Annotated in this window: 12 protein-coding genes; 1 reads left to right on the top strand and 11 read right to left on the bottom strand. The window is 35.2% G+C overall.

Going from position 1 to position 16,002, the window contains the following annotated elements:
- The first annotated feature begins 3 nt into the window (after nucleotides 1-3).
- Nucleotides 4-1,188 (top strand): NAD(P)/FAD-dependent oxidoreductase, encoded by a 1,185-nt coding sequence (locus tag ELD05_RS06240; RefSeq protein ID WP_127351757.1) that lies wholly within the window; start codon nucleotides 4-6, stop codon nucleotides 1,186-1,188.
- A gap of 44 nt (nucleotides 1,189-1,232) precedes the next feature.
- On the opposite strand, the gene uvrA is transcribed toward ELD05_RS06240, so the two are convergent.
- The 11 genes from uvrA to purM all read right to left on the bottom strand — a co-directional run bounded on the left by uvrA (nucleotide 1,233) and on the right by purM (nucleotide 16,002).
- A complete protein-coding gene (uvrA, locus tag ELD05_RS06235) occupies nucleotides 1,233-4,061 on the bottom strand; it encodes an excinuclease ABC subunit UvrA (protein ID WP_127351756.1) in 2,829 nt (942 codons plus the stop codon).
- Nucleotides 4,062-4,085: 24 nt separating this feature from the next.
- Nucleotides 4,086-6,071 carry an excinuclease ABC subunit UvrB gene (gene uvrB / locus ELD05_RS06230; protein WP_127351755.1) on the bottom strand — a complete coding sequence of 662 codons (1,986 nt, stop codon included), beginning with the start codon at nucleotides 6,069-6,071 and terminating at the stop codon, nucleotides 4,086-4,088.
- Nucleotides 6,072-6,152: 81 nt separating this feature from the next.
- On the bottom strand, nucleotides 6,153-6,716 hold the full coding sequence (locus tag ELD05_RS06225) for a lytic transglycosylase domain-containing protein (RefSeq protein ID WP_127351754.1): 564 nt from the start codon (nucleotides 6,714-6,716) through the stop codon (nucleotides 6,153-6,155).
- Nucleotides 6,713-7,312: a dephospho-CoA kinase gene (gene coaE, locus ELD05_RS06220; protein WP_127351753.1), complete on the bottom strand. Its 600-nt coding sequence runs from the start codon at nucleotides 7,310-7,312 to the stop codon at nucleotides 6,713-6,715. Before coaE ends, ELD05_RS06225 begins: the two co-directional genes overlap by 4 nt.
- Nucleotides 7,299-9,848, bottom strand: a complete 2,550-nt coding sequence (gene polA / locus ELD05_RS06215; RefSeq protein ID WP_127351752.1) for a DNA polymerase I — start codon at nucleotides 9,846-9,848, stop codon at nucleotides 7,299-7,301. Before polA ends, coaE begins: the two co-directional genes overlap by 14 nt.
- Nucleotides 9,845-11,143: a hypothetical protein gene (locus ELD05_RS06210; protein ID WP_127351751.1), complete on the bottom strand. Its 1,299-nt coding sequence runs from the start codon at nucleotides 11,141-11,143 to the stop codon at nucleotides 9,845-9,847. The genes polA and ELD05_RS06210 overlap by 4 nt, the downstream gene beginning before the upstream one ends.
- A gap of 108 nt (nucleotides 11,144-11,251) precedes the next feature.
- Nucleotides 11,252-11,410 (bottom strand): rubredoxin, encoded by a 159-nt coding sequence (rd, locus tag ELD05_RS06205; protein WP_127351750.1) that lies wholly within the window; start codon nucleotides 11,408-11,410, stop codon nucleotides 11,252-11,254.
- A gap of 80 nt (nucleotides 11,411-11,490) precedes the next feature.
- The gene (gene purD / locus ELD05_RS06200; protein WP_127351749.1) at nucleotides 11,491-12,753 is read right to left on the bottom strand and encodes a phosphoribosylamine--glycine ligase; all 1,263 of its coding nucleotides are present in this window, start codon (nucleotides 12,751-12,753) and stop codon (nucleotides 11,491-11,493) included.
- Between the two features lie 32 nt (nucleotides 12,754-12,785).
- Entirely contained in the window at nucleotides 12,786-14,327 is a 1,542-nt protein-coding gene (purH, locus tag ELD05_RS06195) for a bifunctional phosphoribosylaminoimidazolecarboxamide formyltransferase/IMP cyclohydrolase (RefSeq protein WP_127351748.1), read from the bottom strand.
- Nucleotides 14,324-14,980, bottom strand: coding sequence for a phosphoribosylglycinamide formyltransferase (purN, locus tag ELD05_RS06190; protein ID WP_127351747.1), 657 nt, complete (start codon nucleotides 14,978-14,980; stop codon nucleotides 14,324-14,326). The genes purH and purN overlap by 4 nt, the downstream gene beginning before the upstream one ends.
- Entirely contained in the window at nucleotides 14,977-16,002 is a 1,026-nt protein-coding gene (gene purM / locus ELD05_RS06185) for a phosphoribosylformylglycinamidine cyclo-ligase (protein WP_127351746.1), read from the bottom strand. Before purM ends, purN begins: the two co-directional genes overlap by 4 nt.

The following is a 16,002-nucleotide window of genomic DNA, read 5'->3' as shown; positions in this document are numbered from 1 at the left end:
GCAATGGAAAAGTTTGACGTGTTGATTATTGGTTGCGGAATCGCTGGATTAACTGTTGCGGAAGAAATACGAAAAGAGGATTCTAATCTTTCGATAGGCATTTTAAGCAATGAAAAGGTCCTGCCTTATTACAGATTAAAACTACCTTACTATATCTACAATCCTATTGATGAGAAATTCTTTATAAAACCACAAAACTGGTTTGAAGATAACAACATAAAAATTTATCTAAACTCGCCTGTGATCGAGGTTGATTTTAACAACAAGATTGTGTTTGGGTCAGACAAGAAAATAGGGTATAAAAAACTTGTAATTGCCTCTGGTGCCAAGCCATATAACGGCGATGATGTGGTTGATATCAGAGCAAGAGATAAAGTTTTTTCTTTGAGGACCTACGAAGACCTTCTACGATTGAAAGAAATCATTCCCCGAGTCCCTGAAGTTGCCATTATAGGCGCAGGGCTTTTGGGATTAGAACTTGCTTCAACACTGGAAGGTAAAAGTGTATTTCTAATTGAAATAGCAGAACGACTTTTACCTAAACAATTAGATGAAGTAGGTGCTTTGCTTTTTGAAGAAGAGATAAAAAGAAAGGGAATAAATATAATTTTTGATAGCAAAGTTGAAAAAATAGAAAAAACAAACAACAAGTTGGTAATCTTTCTTTCAAATAATAAAGAGATTTTATCTGACATTGTAATTTTTTCAGCAGGTGTTGTGCCAAATACAGATTTTGTAAATGATAAACGAATACTGAGTCCCAGAAAAGGCATTGGAGTAAATACCAGAATGCAAACCTCAATAGAGGATGTGTTTGCATGTGGAGATGCAGCCTATCTTGACAATCAAAATCCTGGCACATGGGCATTTGCAGTTGAAAGTGGCAAGGTGGTTGGCAAAAACATTCTTGGACAGAATATTGAATATCAAAGAAAACTTATACCATATTTTCTGAAAGCATTTGGAATGGAAATAGTCTCTGCTGGTAACATAAACGATGTAAAAGATTCAAATCTATTTGAGTGTCTTAACAAAGAAAAGATGGTTTATAAAAAATTTGTGGTCAAAAACAAAAGATTAATCGGGTACTTGCTCATAAATGACACAAAAACGCACAGTCAAATAAACAAGTTTGTGGGTCAGGAAGTTGACCCAAAATGGATAGAAAAATATCTTGAGATAAAATAAAAAAGGGGCTTTACACCCTTCATTAAGCGGTTGTAAATGCCCCTTTATTTTTTTGCATATATCCTGTCTTTTAAAATCTCTTTCAAAAACATGCCTGTGTATGACCTTTCGCACATTGCAACCTCTTCCGGTGAACCAGCAATCACAACCTCACCACCTCTGTCTCCACCCTCTGGTCCCAAATCAATTATATAGTCAGCAACTTTTATAACATCCAAATTATGTTCAATCACAATAACTGTGTTACCCATATCTACAAGCCGCTGCAATACGTTTATGAGCTTGTTTACATCATCCATATGAAGTCCAGTTGTGGGTTCATCTAAGATGTACAATGTTCTACCTGTTGCTCTTTTAGAAAGCTCTGTTGCAAGCTTTACCCTTTGTGCCTCCCCACCAGAAAGTGTTGTAGATGGCTGGCCAAGTTTGATGTAGCCAAGTCCAACATCATAAAGTGTCTGAAGTTTTGCCTTAATCCGTGGAATGTTTTTGAAAAATTCAAGTGCTTCTTCAACAGTCATCTCTAAAACATCAGCTATTGTTTTGTCTTTGTATTTTACCTCTAATGTTTCTCTATTGTATCTTTTACCTTTGCACACCTCACAAGGGACATATACATCTGGCAAAAAGTGCATCTCAATCTTTATGATTCCGTCTCCACCACAAGCCTCGCATCTTCCGCCTTTGAGATTAAAACTAAACCTTCCTGCCTTATATCCTCGCATTTTTGCCTCAGGTGTTTGAGCAAATATCTCTCTTATAAAGTCAAAAACACCTGTATAAGTTGCAGGATTAGAACGTGGAGTTCTTCCAATTGGCGACTGGTCTATGTTGATTACCTTGTCAAAATGCTCAAGACCAATTATTTCTTTGTACTTGCCAGGCTTTTCCTTAGATTTATTTAGTATTGAACTTGCTGCCTTGTAAAGTATCTCGTTTACCAGCGTGCTTTTACCAGACCCTGAAACTCCTGTCACACACGTAAAAAGCCCTACAGGAAAACTGACATCAATGTTTTTTAGATTGTTCTCACAAGCTCCTTTTATTGTAAGCCATCTACCATCAGGTTTTCTTCTCTCTTGAGGAATCTCTATCTTCTTTTTACCAGAAAGATACTGTCCTGTAATGGACTCTTCACAGGAAATTATATCTTCTAATGTACCAGCTGCAACAATTCTACCACCATGCTCCCCTGCTCCTGGTCCTATGTCAACTATATAATCAGCAGCTCTAATTGTATCCTCATCATGCTCAACAACAATCAACGTATTACCTAAGTCTCTAAGTTTTTGCAATGTTTTTATAAGTCTGTGGTTGTCACGTTGATGAAGACCAATACTTGGCTCATCAAGGATATACAAAACTCCTACAAGTCCAGAACCAATCTGTGTTGCAAGTCTTATTCTCTGTGCTTCTCCACCCGAAAGAGTACCGGCTGAACGTGAAAGTGTCAGATAGTCAAGTCCAACATCTATCAAAAAGTCAAGTCTTGCTAAAATTTCTTTCAAAATGGGCGCTGCAATAACCCTATCCTTGCCCTGCAGATTTAGGCTTTGTAGAAATCCTTTTGCCTCTAAGATTGTCATATCAGCAACATCTGCTATTGACTTTCCTTCAATTAATACTGACAATGCCTCTTTTTTCAGTCTCTTTCCTAAACAGTCAGGACACGTAAATGTGCTCATGTATTCTTCAATTTCTTGTTTTACATATTCTGACTGGGTCTCTTTATACCTTCTCTCAAGATTATTTACAAGTCCTTCATACTTTGCATAATAAATCCCTCGTGGGGTGTAAATCTTTATCTTCTCTTCTCCTGTTCCATATAAAAAGATGTCAAGAATCTTTTTGTCAAGTTTATTTACAGGAGTGTTTAAGCTAAAATTGTACTCTTTTGCTAATGACTCTAAAACCATTCTGGCATATGAATTTGTTTCACTAAAATTCCATCCATTTATAGCAACCTGACCTATAGGTATCGACTTGTCAGGAATTAAAAGGTCAGGATCAACCTTTTGCAAGTACCCAAGCCCCATACATGTTGGGCACGCACCATAAGGGGTATTAAAAGAAAAAAGACGTGGAGTTATCTCTTCAAACGAAACTCCACAATCCACACATGCAAAGTTTTGTGAAAATACAATTTCTCTGTCGCCAACAATATCAATAGTCACAATTCCGCCTGAGAGTTCTAACGCTGTCTCAATCGAACCTGTAAGTCTTGACTCTATTCCTTCTTTGATGACGAGCCTGTCAACAATAACATCAATGTTGTGCTTTTTGTTCTTATCAAGCTTTATCTCCTCTTCAAGCTCATAGATTACACCATCAACTCTCACTCGTGCAAACCCGCTCTTTATAAGCTCTTCAAACTGTTTTTGGTACTCCCCTTTCCTACCTCTTACAATAGGCGACATGACCTGAATTTTTGTCCCATTTTTAAGTTTCATTATTTCGTCTACCATCTGGTCAACTGTCTGCTGTGATATTGGCTTACCACAAATATAACAGTGAGGTTTTCCAACTCTCGCAAACATAAGTCTTAAATAGTCATAAATTTCTGTAATTGTACCAACTGTTGAACGAGGATTTTTTGAGGTTGTCTTTTGGTCAATAGATATAGCCGGCGATAGTCCCTCTATGTGATCTACATCTGGTTTTTCCATCATACCCAAAAACTGTCTTGCATATGATGACAATGACTCAATATATCTTCTTTGTCCCTCTGCATAGATAGTGTCAAAAGCCAAAGATGATTTTCCTGAACCTGAAAGACCTGTAAAGACTATTAGTTTGTCACGAGGCAGTTTCAAGTCAACATTTTTCAGGTTGTGCTCCTTTGCACCTTTTATTACAATATATTCTTTCGACATTTTGCATTCTCCTCCGAAAATACATTAAAGCAACTTCTTTAGTTCAAATATTTTATCTCTTATCTTAGCCGCTTTTTCAAATTCAAGTTCTATAGCAAACCTTTTCATCTGCTGTTCAAGCTCTTTTATATACTCTTCTATTTCCTGTTTAGACATGTTCTGTACAATATCCTTTTCTATGCTCTCATACTTTTCTTCCTCTTCAGCAACAGAGATAGTTGCTTCAATAATCTGCCGTATCCCTTTTCTGACAGTTTGAGGCACTATTCCATGCTTTTGGTTGTACTCTATCTGAATTTTTCTTCGTCTATTTGTCTCATCAATAGCCTTTTGCATAGCCTTAGTAATCCTGTCAGCATACATAATCACTTTACCATCAACATTTCGTGCAGCTCGTCCAATTGTCTGAATAAGAGAAGTTTCTGAGCGCAAGAACCCTTCTTTGTCAGCATCTAAAATGGCAACAAGTGATACTTCTGGCAAATCAAGTCCTTCACGAAGCAAGTTTATTCCTACTAAAACGTCAAACTTGCCAAGTCTCAAATCCCTTATTATCTGCATGCGCTCTATTGTGTCAATATCCGAGTGCATATACCTTACTCTTATTCCTACATCTTTTAAGTAATCTGTGAGGCTTTCTGCCATCTTCTTTGTAAGTGTTGTAATCAAAACTCTTTGGTTCTTCTCTACTCTTTTTCTTATCTCGCCAATCAAATGGTCAATTTGGCCTTTGACAGGATGTACCTCAATTTCAGGGTCAACAAGCCCTGTGGGTCTTATAATTTGTTCAACCACTCTTGACGATTTCTTGAGCTCATAAGGACCAGGTGTTGCGCTTACAAATATAACCTGGTTGAGCTTCTCTTCAAACTCTTCAAAGGTAAGTGGGCGGTTGTCATATGCAGATGGAAGTCTAAAACCATATTCTACAAGCGCATCTTTTCTTGCCTTGTCTCCATTATACATAGCTCTTAACTGAGGAATTGTAACATGCGACTCATCAATGAACATTATAAAGTCTTTTGGAAAATAATCAAGTAAGGTATAAGGTGGACTACCGGGAGGTCTTCCTGTTAAATGTCTTGAGTAGTTTTCTATTCCTTTGCAAAATCCCATTTCCTGAAGCATCTCTATGTCATATCGCGTCCTTTGTTCAAGCCTTTGCGCTTCAACAAGCTTGCCCATGCTCCTGAGCTCTTGAAGCCTTTGTTCAAGCTCCTCTTCTATACTCTTAATTGCCCTTTTGAGCTTTTCTGAGGTTGTGACATAGTGCGATGCAGGAAATATTGCAACATGGTTTCTTCTCCCAATTACCTCACCAGTCAAAACGTCAAACTCTGTAATTCTTTCTATCTCATCTCCAAAGAACTCTACCCTAATTGCTCTGTCAGTATTTGATGCAGGAAATATCTCAAGTACATCACCTCGTACTCTGAACCTGCCTCTTCTAAAATCAATATCATTTCTCTCATACTGCATTCTAATGAGTTCTCTTATTACCTCATCTCTATCTTTTATCATCCCGGGTCTTAATGATAACGTTAAATTTAAATAGTCTTCTGGACTACCTAAGCTGTAAATACATGAGACACTTGCTACAATTATTACATCTCTTCTTTCAAACAAGGCAGATGTTGCAGAGTGTCGAAGTTTATCTATTTCATCATTGATGGACGAATCCTTTTCAATATACGTGTCTGTCTCAGGTATATAAGCTTCTGGCTGGTAATAATCGTAATAGCTTACAAAAAACTCTACAGCGTTTTCAGGAAAGAACTCCCTAAACTCACTGCAAAGTTGAGCAGCCAGTGTTTTATTATGAGCTAAAACCAATGTGGGTCTTTGTACATTTTCTATTACTTTAGCCATTGTAAATGTCTTTCCTGAACCAGTAACACCAAGCAGTGTCTGAAACTTTTCACCTTTTAAAATTCCTTCAGTGAGCATTTCGATAGCTTTTGGTTGGTCACCTGTTGGCTTAAAGTCTGAAACAAGCTTAAACTTTTTCATATTCTATCACCAAATCTTATTTTACATCATTAAAAGTTGAATTTCAAACATATGTTTGGGAAAATTTGTGAGCCTCTAAACTCAATAGTTACCATTTTCAAATTCGTCTTGATATAGTTTTTTGTAAATTTCATAACTTTTAAAGACTCTTCTGACAAAATGGTTTGTCTCTTTAAAAGGAATTTCATCCACCTCAAATGTACTTCTATCTTTTTGATAAAGCCATTTATTTACATTTGTCATACCAGCGTTATAAGCTGCAACTGCAAGCCTTGTATCATTTTTGTAGTAATCTATGAGGTATTTAATATACCATGTACCAATTAAGATATTGTAGTCGGGGTCGTATAACTTCTCTTCACTATAGTCTAATTTGAGCTTATGAGCAACCCATTTAGCAGTAAGAGGTGATAATTGCATAAGACCCACAGCACCTTTTTTAGAGACTGCAAATTGGTTAAAGTTGCTTTCACTTTTTATTATTGCACAAATTAAATATGGGTCTACATTTATTTCTTTACTATGCTTCTTGATACTACTTGTAAACCTTAAGGGGTACAACTGTTTTAAAATCAAAAAGTAAAATGGTTCAAAAAACAAAAGAAAAAGTAAAAGCAGAGCAATTAATACAACCTTCCTTTTCAAATCAAACCATCCTCTTTGAGATATTTTCCTATGATAGTTTTTAAATTCTCAATGTCTCCATTGTTTATAACTATCTTACTTGCAAAGTCCTTGTATCTTTCAATATCTCTTTGTCTTTCTAAAAACTTTTCGACCTCTTCCACATCATACCCACTTCTTCTAATTACTCGCTCAATTATAATTTCTTTTTCACATTCAACATACCAGATGACCGAACAAAGTTTATCAAGTCCTATCTGGAACAAAAGTGCAGCATCAATAACTATATGCTTGTCTTTGTAAACATCTGTGATTAAAAAATTTACTCTTTCAAATATAAATGGATGAGTAATCTTATTGAGAAGCTCCATATTAACGTCACATTTCAAGGCTACCTTTCTAAGTTTAACCCTGTCAATTTTGGCATCTGTTAAAATCTCCTCTCCAAAGGTCTGTGTTAACTTTAATTTCAATTCTAAGCTGTTTTGTAGTAACCAATGGTATTCCTTATCAGCGTCTATAACCTCAAAACCAAAATGCTCTTTTAATATTCTACTAATAGTACTCTTACCAGAACCCATCTTCCCTGTAATTCCCAGTACTTTACTTTGTCTCATACCAGTTTGAACCTTCTTTCACCTCAACTACCAAAGGGACTTTCAGTGAAACAGCATTTTCCATCTCAGTTTTCACTACTTCTTTTACTATTTCTTTTTCTTCATATGGTGATTCAATCAAAAGCTCATCGTGAACTTGTAAAATAATCCTTGATTTTAAATTGTTCTCTTTTAACCTTCTATAAACCCTTATCATTGCTATCTTCATGATGTCTGCTGCACTGCCCTGGATAGGTGAATTCATTGCTATTCTTTCTGCGTAGCTTCTAAGGTTTTTATTAGTAGACTTTATGTCCTTGATATATCTTTTTCTGTTAAAAAGTGTCAATACAAACCCATTTTCACGAGCAAACTTGACAACATTGTCCAGATATTCTTTTACTTTCGGATACTTTTCAAAATAGCGATTAATAAACTCAGCTGCTTCTTTTCTTGATATCTTTATATCCCGTGAAAGTCCGTAGTCTGAAATTCCATATATAATTCCAAAGTTAACAGCTTTTGCTTGGCTTCGCATAGTTGGGGTAACTTGGCTTACATCTACACCAAAAATCTCTGCTGCTGTCTGTGAATGAATGTCAAGATTATTCTTAAAAGCATTTATTAGTCTTTCATCCTCAGAAATATGAGCAAGTATCCTAAGCTCAATCTGAGAATAGTCAGCATCTATCAGGACATAGCCTTCCTCTGGAACAAATGCTTTTCTTATTAGCCTTCCCTCATCATATTTTACAGGGATATTTTGTAAATTAGGCTCCGCACTTGCGAGTCTTCCGGTTGCTGTACCTGTTTGAATAAAATTTGAATGTACTCTTCCAGTTGCAGGATTGATTGATTGCATAAGGCCTTGGCAGTAAGTTGTCAATATCTTTGTGTACATTCTATAATCTAAGATAAGTGGTATTATCTCATGCTTGTCATAAAGCTCTTCTAACACCTCGGCATCTGTTGAATATCCTGTTTTAGTCTTTTTTACAACTGGAAGTTTTAGTTTTTCGAACAACACATATGAGAGTTGTTTTGGTGAGTTTATGTTAAACCACTCACCTGCTATTTGATAAATCTGTGTTTCTAACTTTAAAAGCTTGCTCTCAATCTCTTTTGTATACTCCTGCAAGGTGTTTTTGTCAACCTTAAAACCGATTTTTTCCATCTCATATAAAATAGGAACAAGAGGAATTTCTATATTTTCATAAACGTATTGGCATGAGTTCAAATCAATGAGCTTTGAAAGCTCGTCCCAAAGATTTCTTAATAAAATTGTAGCACCAGCCCATCTATTCTCTTTTATTATAGCTATATCAGTGTTGAGATAAGAAATAAATAATGTTTCTAAGTCGTATGAACTACGTGTACTGTCTAAAACATATGAAGCTAACATGACATCATTACAATTTTTTAGCTGGCAAGCATCATCAAAATCCACTTTATGGAGTATATTTTTTAAATCATACACAACCTTTTGAATACCTTGGTCTTTTAGTAGCTTTTCAACAATTCCTTTGTCAGCTGTTGTAAAGACAGCGGAACTTAGTTGATCATAGATGTAAAAAAGTCCTTCATCACCTGAGTATAACAAATAAATTTCTTTGCCCTTTATCTCAGAGATATCACATAGTTTTTTCATATTAAATTTTGGAAGCTGAACGGCTTGTTTTATCTCCTCAATCTCCTCTGAAAAGCCAAGTCTTTTTATGAAACTTTTAAACTCAAGCTGAAGTAAAATTTGATATAGTTTTTTCTTATCCCATTCTCTTGTTTTTAACTCTTCAAGAGTTACTTCAATTGGTAAATCGCATATAATAGTTGCCAACCTTTTTGACAAAAACGCCATATCTTTACCTGCTTCTAACTTTTCTCTTAGAGAGTCTTTAATGTTTTTTAGATTTTGGTATATATTCTCTAAGGTCTGGTATTCTTCTAAAAGCTTTATAGCCGTTTTGTCTCCAATCCCTTTAACACCAGGTATGTTGTCTGATGCATCGCCCACTAAAGCTTTGTAGTCAACAACTTGATGCGCAAAGACACCATATTTTTCTTTTACATTTTCAACAGTATACAAATCTTCAGTTGTCTTGTCAAACCTTGTTGTGACTATCTTGACAATTACATTTTTATCAAGTAGCTGAAGGGTATCTCTGTCTCCAGTTATTATCACAATATCTAAATTCTGGTCTTTGAGTCTATTTACAAGTGTGCCTATAACGTCATCAGCTTCATATCCTTCGTATTCCAATACAGGAATGTTAAGAGCGCTAATTATTTCTCTCACATAAGGTATCTGTATTTGTAGAGAATCTGGCATTGGCTTTCGATTGGCTTTGTACTCTTCATATTCACTTTTCCGAGCAGCTCTGCCTTTTTTGTCAAACGCTACTGCTACATAATCTGGTTTTTCTGAATCTAAGTATTTTAAGAGTACATTTAAAAAGCCATATATAGCGTTTGTAGGGATATTATTGGATGTTGTCAACTCTGGTAAGGCAAAAAAGGCTCTATAAAGAATACTATTCCCATCAAAAATAACTAATTTCATTTCTTATCTACCCTTTCAATTAGTTTAATTGTCTCTTCCTTTTTATATGAATAGTTATTCATATAAAAGTATCCCTCATTAAAATTATAGTTCAAAATCAGCAAACTTTTTAAATCCTCAGCTATTCTTTGACAATCTAAGCGTTCGCAGTATTTAAAAAGTATTTTATAAAGTTCGTAACAGATATAAATTGTCATTGTCTCTTGAGCAAAGAGAAGATTGTCAAATCGTGTTTCAAAATTCTCAATATTGATTAAAGTTCGATCGGAAAAAAATTTATATGGTCTTACGATATTGTATTCAATTTCTTCTATTATTCTTTGCAAATGTGTAGCTGGCTCTTCTCCTCCCAAAAGGCAAAGCTGAAAATACAAAAATAAAATATAAGGCAGTTGATAATATGTCCTCAATCCAGTTAACATAATATTTTTACGGTAAAAGTTATAGTAAACATTCTGGTTTAAAATGAGTTCTTCTATCTGTTTTTTGAGATAAGCTAAGTCCTTAGCTGCTACCTTATAACTTTTTAAAAGGTTTAAATAATACATACTTGATGTCTGTAGTGTAGATGTATAGACAGAGTAAAAATTAGTTAGGTTTTTGGGGAAATATAGAAAAAATAGCTTATATATTCTACTCGGTATTATAGCAGACATTTTATACTTTTTAGCAATGTCATTTCCTGAGTATTTGGCGATATCTATTGCTTTAAATAAATTTTTAGATGGTTTTTGGAGAACTTCATATTTTATATCACAATGCTTTACAATATTATTTGATTTTAAAATACACTCATATAGTGAATTTCTCTCGAAAATCTCAATGTTTATATTAATTTTTGAACCTTCTTTAACAGGTACAGATGTCAACAAATTTTGATAGTAAAAGCATGTTATATCATCGTCAATTGCAAATGAGTTGAAAAATCCTATATACAAAAGACCATCTTTTACTTTAGTACAAAACCTAAAGTACACATTGTTTATAGTTGAAGACCCAGAGATTTTTAATAGAAAATACTTCTTTCCCTTTTTCAAAACTACTATCTGGGAATTAGAATGTGAAAAGACAAGACCGTTTTGGCCTTTTTGAAGTTTTGGCATGAACAAGACTTCAAAATCTTTTATATTTACTGCCACTGCTATGTTATTTATTTGGGTAGATTCTTTAAAATTTATATTCACACTCAAACCATTTTGAAAAAATAAAAACTCATATGAGATCTTTTCAAGCTTTTCCCCTAATCTCTTTATTTGCTCATCAATCCCTATATAACTGTGATTTTCAAGTACCATTCCTCTCTTTGTCCTTCTACCTGTTTATATTAACTATTATATACCATAAAAATGCCCTAAGTCATCAAACTTTAAAACGACTTAGGGCACAAGTTTTAGAAGCTTTTTTTATTTTTTCTCGAACATATCCTTACCAACGCCACAAATAGGACAAACCCAATCATCAGGTAAGTCTTCAAACCTTGTTCCTGGTTGAATGTCGTTTTCTGGATCACCTTTTTGTGGATCATACTCATAGCCGCATATAGTACAAACCCAAATATCCAATTTAGACCTTCACTCCTTACTTTTAAAAATTTTTTGACAAATTATTTATACCTCACTCCAAACCTTCCTAAACAGGTGTTTTAAAAAATTTCTTTGTCACCTATATCAGTTCTGTAAAACATATTCCCAAAGTTAATCTTCTTAATTTCCTCATACACCTTTGCTTTTGCATCTTTTAACGTCTTGTTAACTCTTACAATGTTTAGTACTCTGCCACCTGCTGTTTTTATCTTGCCATCCTCAATCTTTGTGTTGGCGTGAAATACCACTGTGTCACTTTCAACCTTTTCAAGTCCTTCAATAACAAAACCAGTCTCGTACTTTTCTGGATAGCCTTTTGAAGCAAGCACAACACAAATTGAATAGTAATCTGAAAACCGTGCCTCAACGCCTTTCAAATTGCCTTCTGCAGCTTTTACCATAACTTCTAAAAGCTCACTTTTCATAAGTGGTAAAACAGCTTGTGCTTCAGGGTCGCCGAATCTGGAGTTGAACTCTAAAACCATTGGCCCCTCTTCTGTTAAGATTAATCCGCCATATAGTACACCCTTAAACGGTCTTCCTTCTTTTCTCATCCCATATATTGCTTTTAGCATGATATTCTCAATGATGTCTTCAAAAAGCTTTTTATCAACAAGCCTTGATGGCGAAAAGGCTCCCATTCCACCTGTATTTGGTCCTTTGTCACCGTCAAACGCTTTTTTATGGTCTCGTGCAACTGTCAAAGGCACAATGTCTTTACCGTCTGAGATGACAAAAACTGATACTTCTTCACCTTTTAAATAGTCTTCAATGACAATCTTTTCCCCTGCTTTACCAAATACCTTTTCTTTCATCATAAGATTGAGGGCATTCAAAGCCTCAAGTTTGTCTTGAGCAATTATCACTCCTTTGCCCAATGCAAGACCATCTGCCTTTATTACAAGAGGATACTTGTCGTTTTGATTTACAAAAGTTAAAGCCTCTTCATAGCTGTAGAACACATTGTATCTTGCTGTCTTTATACCGTACTTTTTCATCAGGTCTTTTGCAAACACCTTGCTGCTTTCTATCATTGCAGCATCTTTTGTTGGACCAAATGTCTTTATTCCAAACGATTCAAGATAATCAACAATTCCGTCTGCAAGCGGATTGTCCGGACCGACAATTACAAAGTCTATCTCTTTTTCTATGCAAAAGTCTTTTAGCTTACTAAATTCATTTACCTTTATATCAACACAAGTTGCAATCTCACAAATCCCTGCATTTCCAGGTGCACAGAACAAGTCTTTGTAACCTTCATTATAAATCTTCCATGCGATGGCATGTTCACGCCCACCATTTCCTACAATCAGGATTCTCATCTTTTGAAACACCTCTTTTTTAGTGTCTAAAATTAGTGCCTAAAATGCCTTATACCCGTAAATATCATAGCAATGTTATATTTGTTTGCAGCATCAATTGACTCTTTATCTCTAATAGACCCGCCAGGCTGAATGATAGCTGTAACTCCCGCTTTGCCTGCTGCTTCAACACTATCAGAAAATGGGAAGAAAGCATCTGACGCAAGTACTGCTCCATTCAAATCAAATCTTGAACGTGAGATTGCATGTTCAACAGCCCAGATTCTATTTGTCTGTCCCATACCTATCCCCAATGTCATTTTGTCCTTTGCAATAACTATTGCATTTGACTTTACATGTTTTACAACCTTCCAGGCAAATATCAAGTCTTCTATTTCCTTTTCTGTTGGCCTTCTTTCTGTTACAACTTGGTAATCTTCATTGAGTAATTTCCTGTCTTTTTCCTGTACAAGCATTCCACCATTTACTGATTTGAGATCATAATATACATTTTCCTTATCCAAAGTTGGAAGTTTCAATATCCGAAGGTCCTTTTTTGTAGAAAGCAAAGATAGGGCATCTTCATCAAAGTCAGGAGCAATCACTATCTCAAGGAATATCTTTTTTAGCTCCTCAGCCGTTTGTCTATCTACCTTCCTATTAAATGCAACTATTCCCCCAAATATAGACACTGGGTCGCTATTGTATACTTTCTTATATGCCTCAAAGATATTGTCACCTGATGCAACACCACAGGGATTATTGTGTTTTATTGCAATACATGTTGGCTCATCAAACTCTTTTAAAAGTTCAATAGCACTATCACTGTCAAGAATATTGTTATACGAAAGATCCTTACCATGAAGCTGCTCAGCATTTACTATATTGGACTTTTCAATAAACGGCAAAGTTATTTTATAAAAACTTGCCTGCTGATGAGGATTCTCACCATATCTTAGTTGCTTAGCCTTCTCAAGTGGAACTGTAAGTTGCTTGGGGAAAGAATTATCTTTTCTTACAAATCTGAAGTAGTTAAAAATCATAGAATCGTAGTACGAAGTGTATTCAAATACCTTTGTTGCAAGATAAAACCTTGTATCAAATGAGACATCACCATTTTCCTTTATCTCTTTTAATACAAGTCCATAGTCAGCAGGGTCTATTATGACAGTTGTATATTTGAAATTCTTGGCTGCAGCGCGAAGCATGGTAGGACCACCAATGTCAATATTTTCTATCACATCTTCAAATGCTACATTTTCCCTGAAAATGGTCTCCTTGAAAGGGTAAAGGTTAACCACAACCATGTCAATTGGTGATATATATAGCTCGTTTAACGTCTTGACATGCTCACTATTGTCCTTTATTGCAAGAATTCCTGCATGAATATTTGGGTGAAGTGTCTTTACTCTTCCGTCTAAAATCTCTGGAAAATTTGTAACATCACTTATATTTATTACATCAACGCCATTTTCTTTTAGATACTTCATTGTTCCGCCGGTTGAAATAATTTCGTATCCGAGATTTTTTAGTTCTTTAGCAAACTCCAAAATACCATCTTTGTTATAAACACTTATAATAGCTTTCTTAGTCATGTCTCAATTCCCACCTTCTTTAAGATTTCTTTGTCTTTAATAATAACCTTTCTTCCAATGACTTCTATTTTATCCTCACAAAGAAGTTTAATCGCTACAGGGTATATCTTCCACTCCACCTCTTCTAAAACCCTTTTTTGCAAACTTTCAGGGGTGTCATCATCTCTTACATATATGGCCTTTTGCAATATTATGGGTCCGCCGTCTGTAGTAGAATCAACAAAATGGACTGTAGCACCTGTCACTTTCATTCCATATTCTATCACACTTTTGTGGACATTGAGTCCATACATTCCTTTGCCGCCAAAGGCAGGAAGAAGGGATGGATGAATATTTATAATGCGATTTTTGAACTCTTCTACAAAATATTCAGAGAAAATATACAAAAATCCTGCCAAGATAATATAGTCAATTTCTCTTGATTTTAGAAAATTGACGAGATACTTTTCATACTCAATTTCATTTGGAAAATCCTTTTTAGAGATATAATATGCTTCTATTCGGTTTTGTCTTGCCCTCTCAAGTGCATAAGCATTCTTTTTATTTGAGATTACACAAGAGATTTGTGCACAAATCTCGCCATTTTTGATAGCATCTATAATTGCCTGTAGATTAGAACCTGAACCTGATACAAACACAGCTAACTTCTTCATCTTAGAACAACTCCGCCTTCGCCTTTTTCAATTGTACCTATTATATACGAACTAATATTTTCTTCTTTTAAAATCTTCATCGCTGTCTCAACATCGTCCTTAGAAACTATTAAAACCATTCCAATGCCCATATTGAATGTGGAAAACATTTCATTTTCGTCGACTTTTCCATATTGTTGAATCAATCTGAATATAGGCAAGATCTCCCATGATCCTTTTTCAATTACTGCCACAAGCTCTTTTGGAAAAGCTCTTGGTATGTTTTCAAAAAATCCTCCGCCTGTGATATGAGCAATTCCTTTCACCTTTACTTTTTCTAACACCTTTAAAACCGGCTTTACGTAGATTCTGGTTGGTTTTAAAAGCTCTTCACCAAGGCTTAAACCCAGTTCTTCAGAAACCTTTGTAAGGACTTTAGGATTCTCATCTATGCCAAAGACCTTTCTCACAAGCGAATAACCGTTACTGTGGACACCACTTGAGGCAAGCCCAATTAGAATATCTCCTTCCTTTACATCTTGACCACAAATTGCTGAGTCTTTTTTTACAAGACCTACTGCAAAACCTGCTAAATCATACTCTTCCTCCCGATAAAAACCAGGCATTTCAGCAGTCTCACCACCAACAAGCGAACAGCCTGCAATTTTGCAGCCCTCTGCTATACCTTTTACTATAGTTGCCACCTTTTCACTTTTCAGCTTACCACAAGCAATGTAATCCAAAAAGAAAAGAGGTTTTGCTCCGTGGCACAAGATATCATTCACACACATTGCAACACAATCAATTCCAACAGTATCATGCTTGTCCATGTAAAAAGCAATCTTTAGCTTTGTCCCTACTCCATCTGTTCCTGAAACCAAGATATAATCTGAATTCTCTATATTTAACAAATACATACTTCCAAATGAGCCAATATCAGTTATAACATTTAAATCAAATGTCTCTTTTGCTATGTTTTTTATAAGGTTTACTGCTTTATAACCCTCTTCAATATTAACACCTGCATCCTTGTAGGTGGTCAT

The organism is Caldicellulosiruptor changbaiensis, assembly GCF_003999255.1.
GTDB classification, from domain to species: Bacteria; Bacillota; Thermoanaerobacteria; order Caldicellulosiruptorales; family Caldicellulosiruptoraceae; genus Caldicellulosiruptor; species Caldicellulosiruptor changbaiensis.
This window is presented reverse-complemented; position numbering and strand designations above follow the sequence as displayed.

Coding starts and splice junctions, on each gene's coding strand:
- ELD05_RS06240 (WP_127351757.1), top strand. CDS start 4: ATGGAAAAGTTTGACGTGTTGATTATTGGTTGCGGAATCGCTGGATTA.
- uvrA (WP_127351756.1), bottom strand. CDS start 4,061: ATGTCGAAAGAATATATTGTAATAAAAGGTGCAAAGGAGCACAACCTG.
- uvrB (WP_127351755.1), bottom strand. CDS start 6,071: ATGAAAAAGTTTAAGCTTGTTTCAGACTTTAAGCCAACAGGTGACCAA.
- coaE (WP_127351753.1), bottom strand. CDS start 7,312: ATGAGACAAAGTAAAGTACTGGGAATTACAGGGAAGATGGGTTCTGGT.
- polA (WP_127351752.1), bottom strand. CDS start 9,848: ATGAAATTAGTTATTTTTGATGGGAATAGTATTCTTTATAGAGCCTTT.
- ELD05_RS06210 (WP_127351751.1), bottom strand. CDS start 11,143: ATGGTACTTGAAAATCACAGTTATATAGGGATTGATGAGCAAATAAAG.
- purD (WP_127351749.1), bottom strand. CDS start 12,753: ATGAGAATCCTGATTGTAGGAAATGGTGGGCGTGAACATGCCATCGCA.
- purH (WP_127351748.1), bottom strand. CDS start 14,327: ATGACTAAGAAAGCTATTATAAGTGTTTATAACAAAGATGGTATTTTG.
- purN (WP_127351747.1), bottom strand. CDS start 14,980: ATGAAGAAGTTAGCTGTGTTTGTATCAGGTTCAGGTTCTAATCTACAG.
- purM (WP_127351746.1), bottom strand. CDS start 16,002: ATGACCACCTACAAGGATGCAGGTGTTAATATTGAAGAGGGTTATAAA.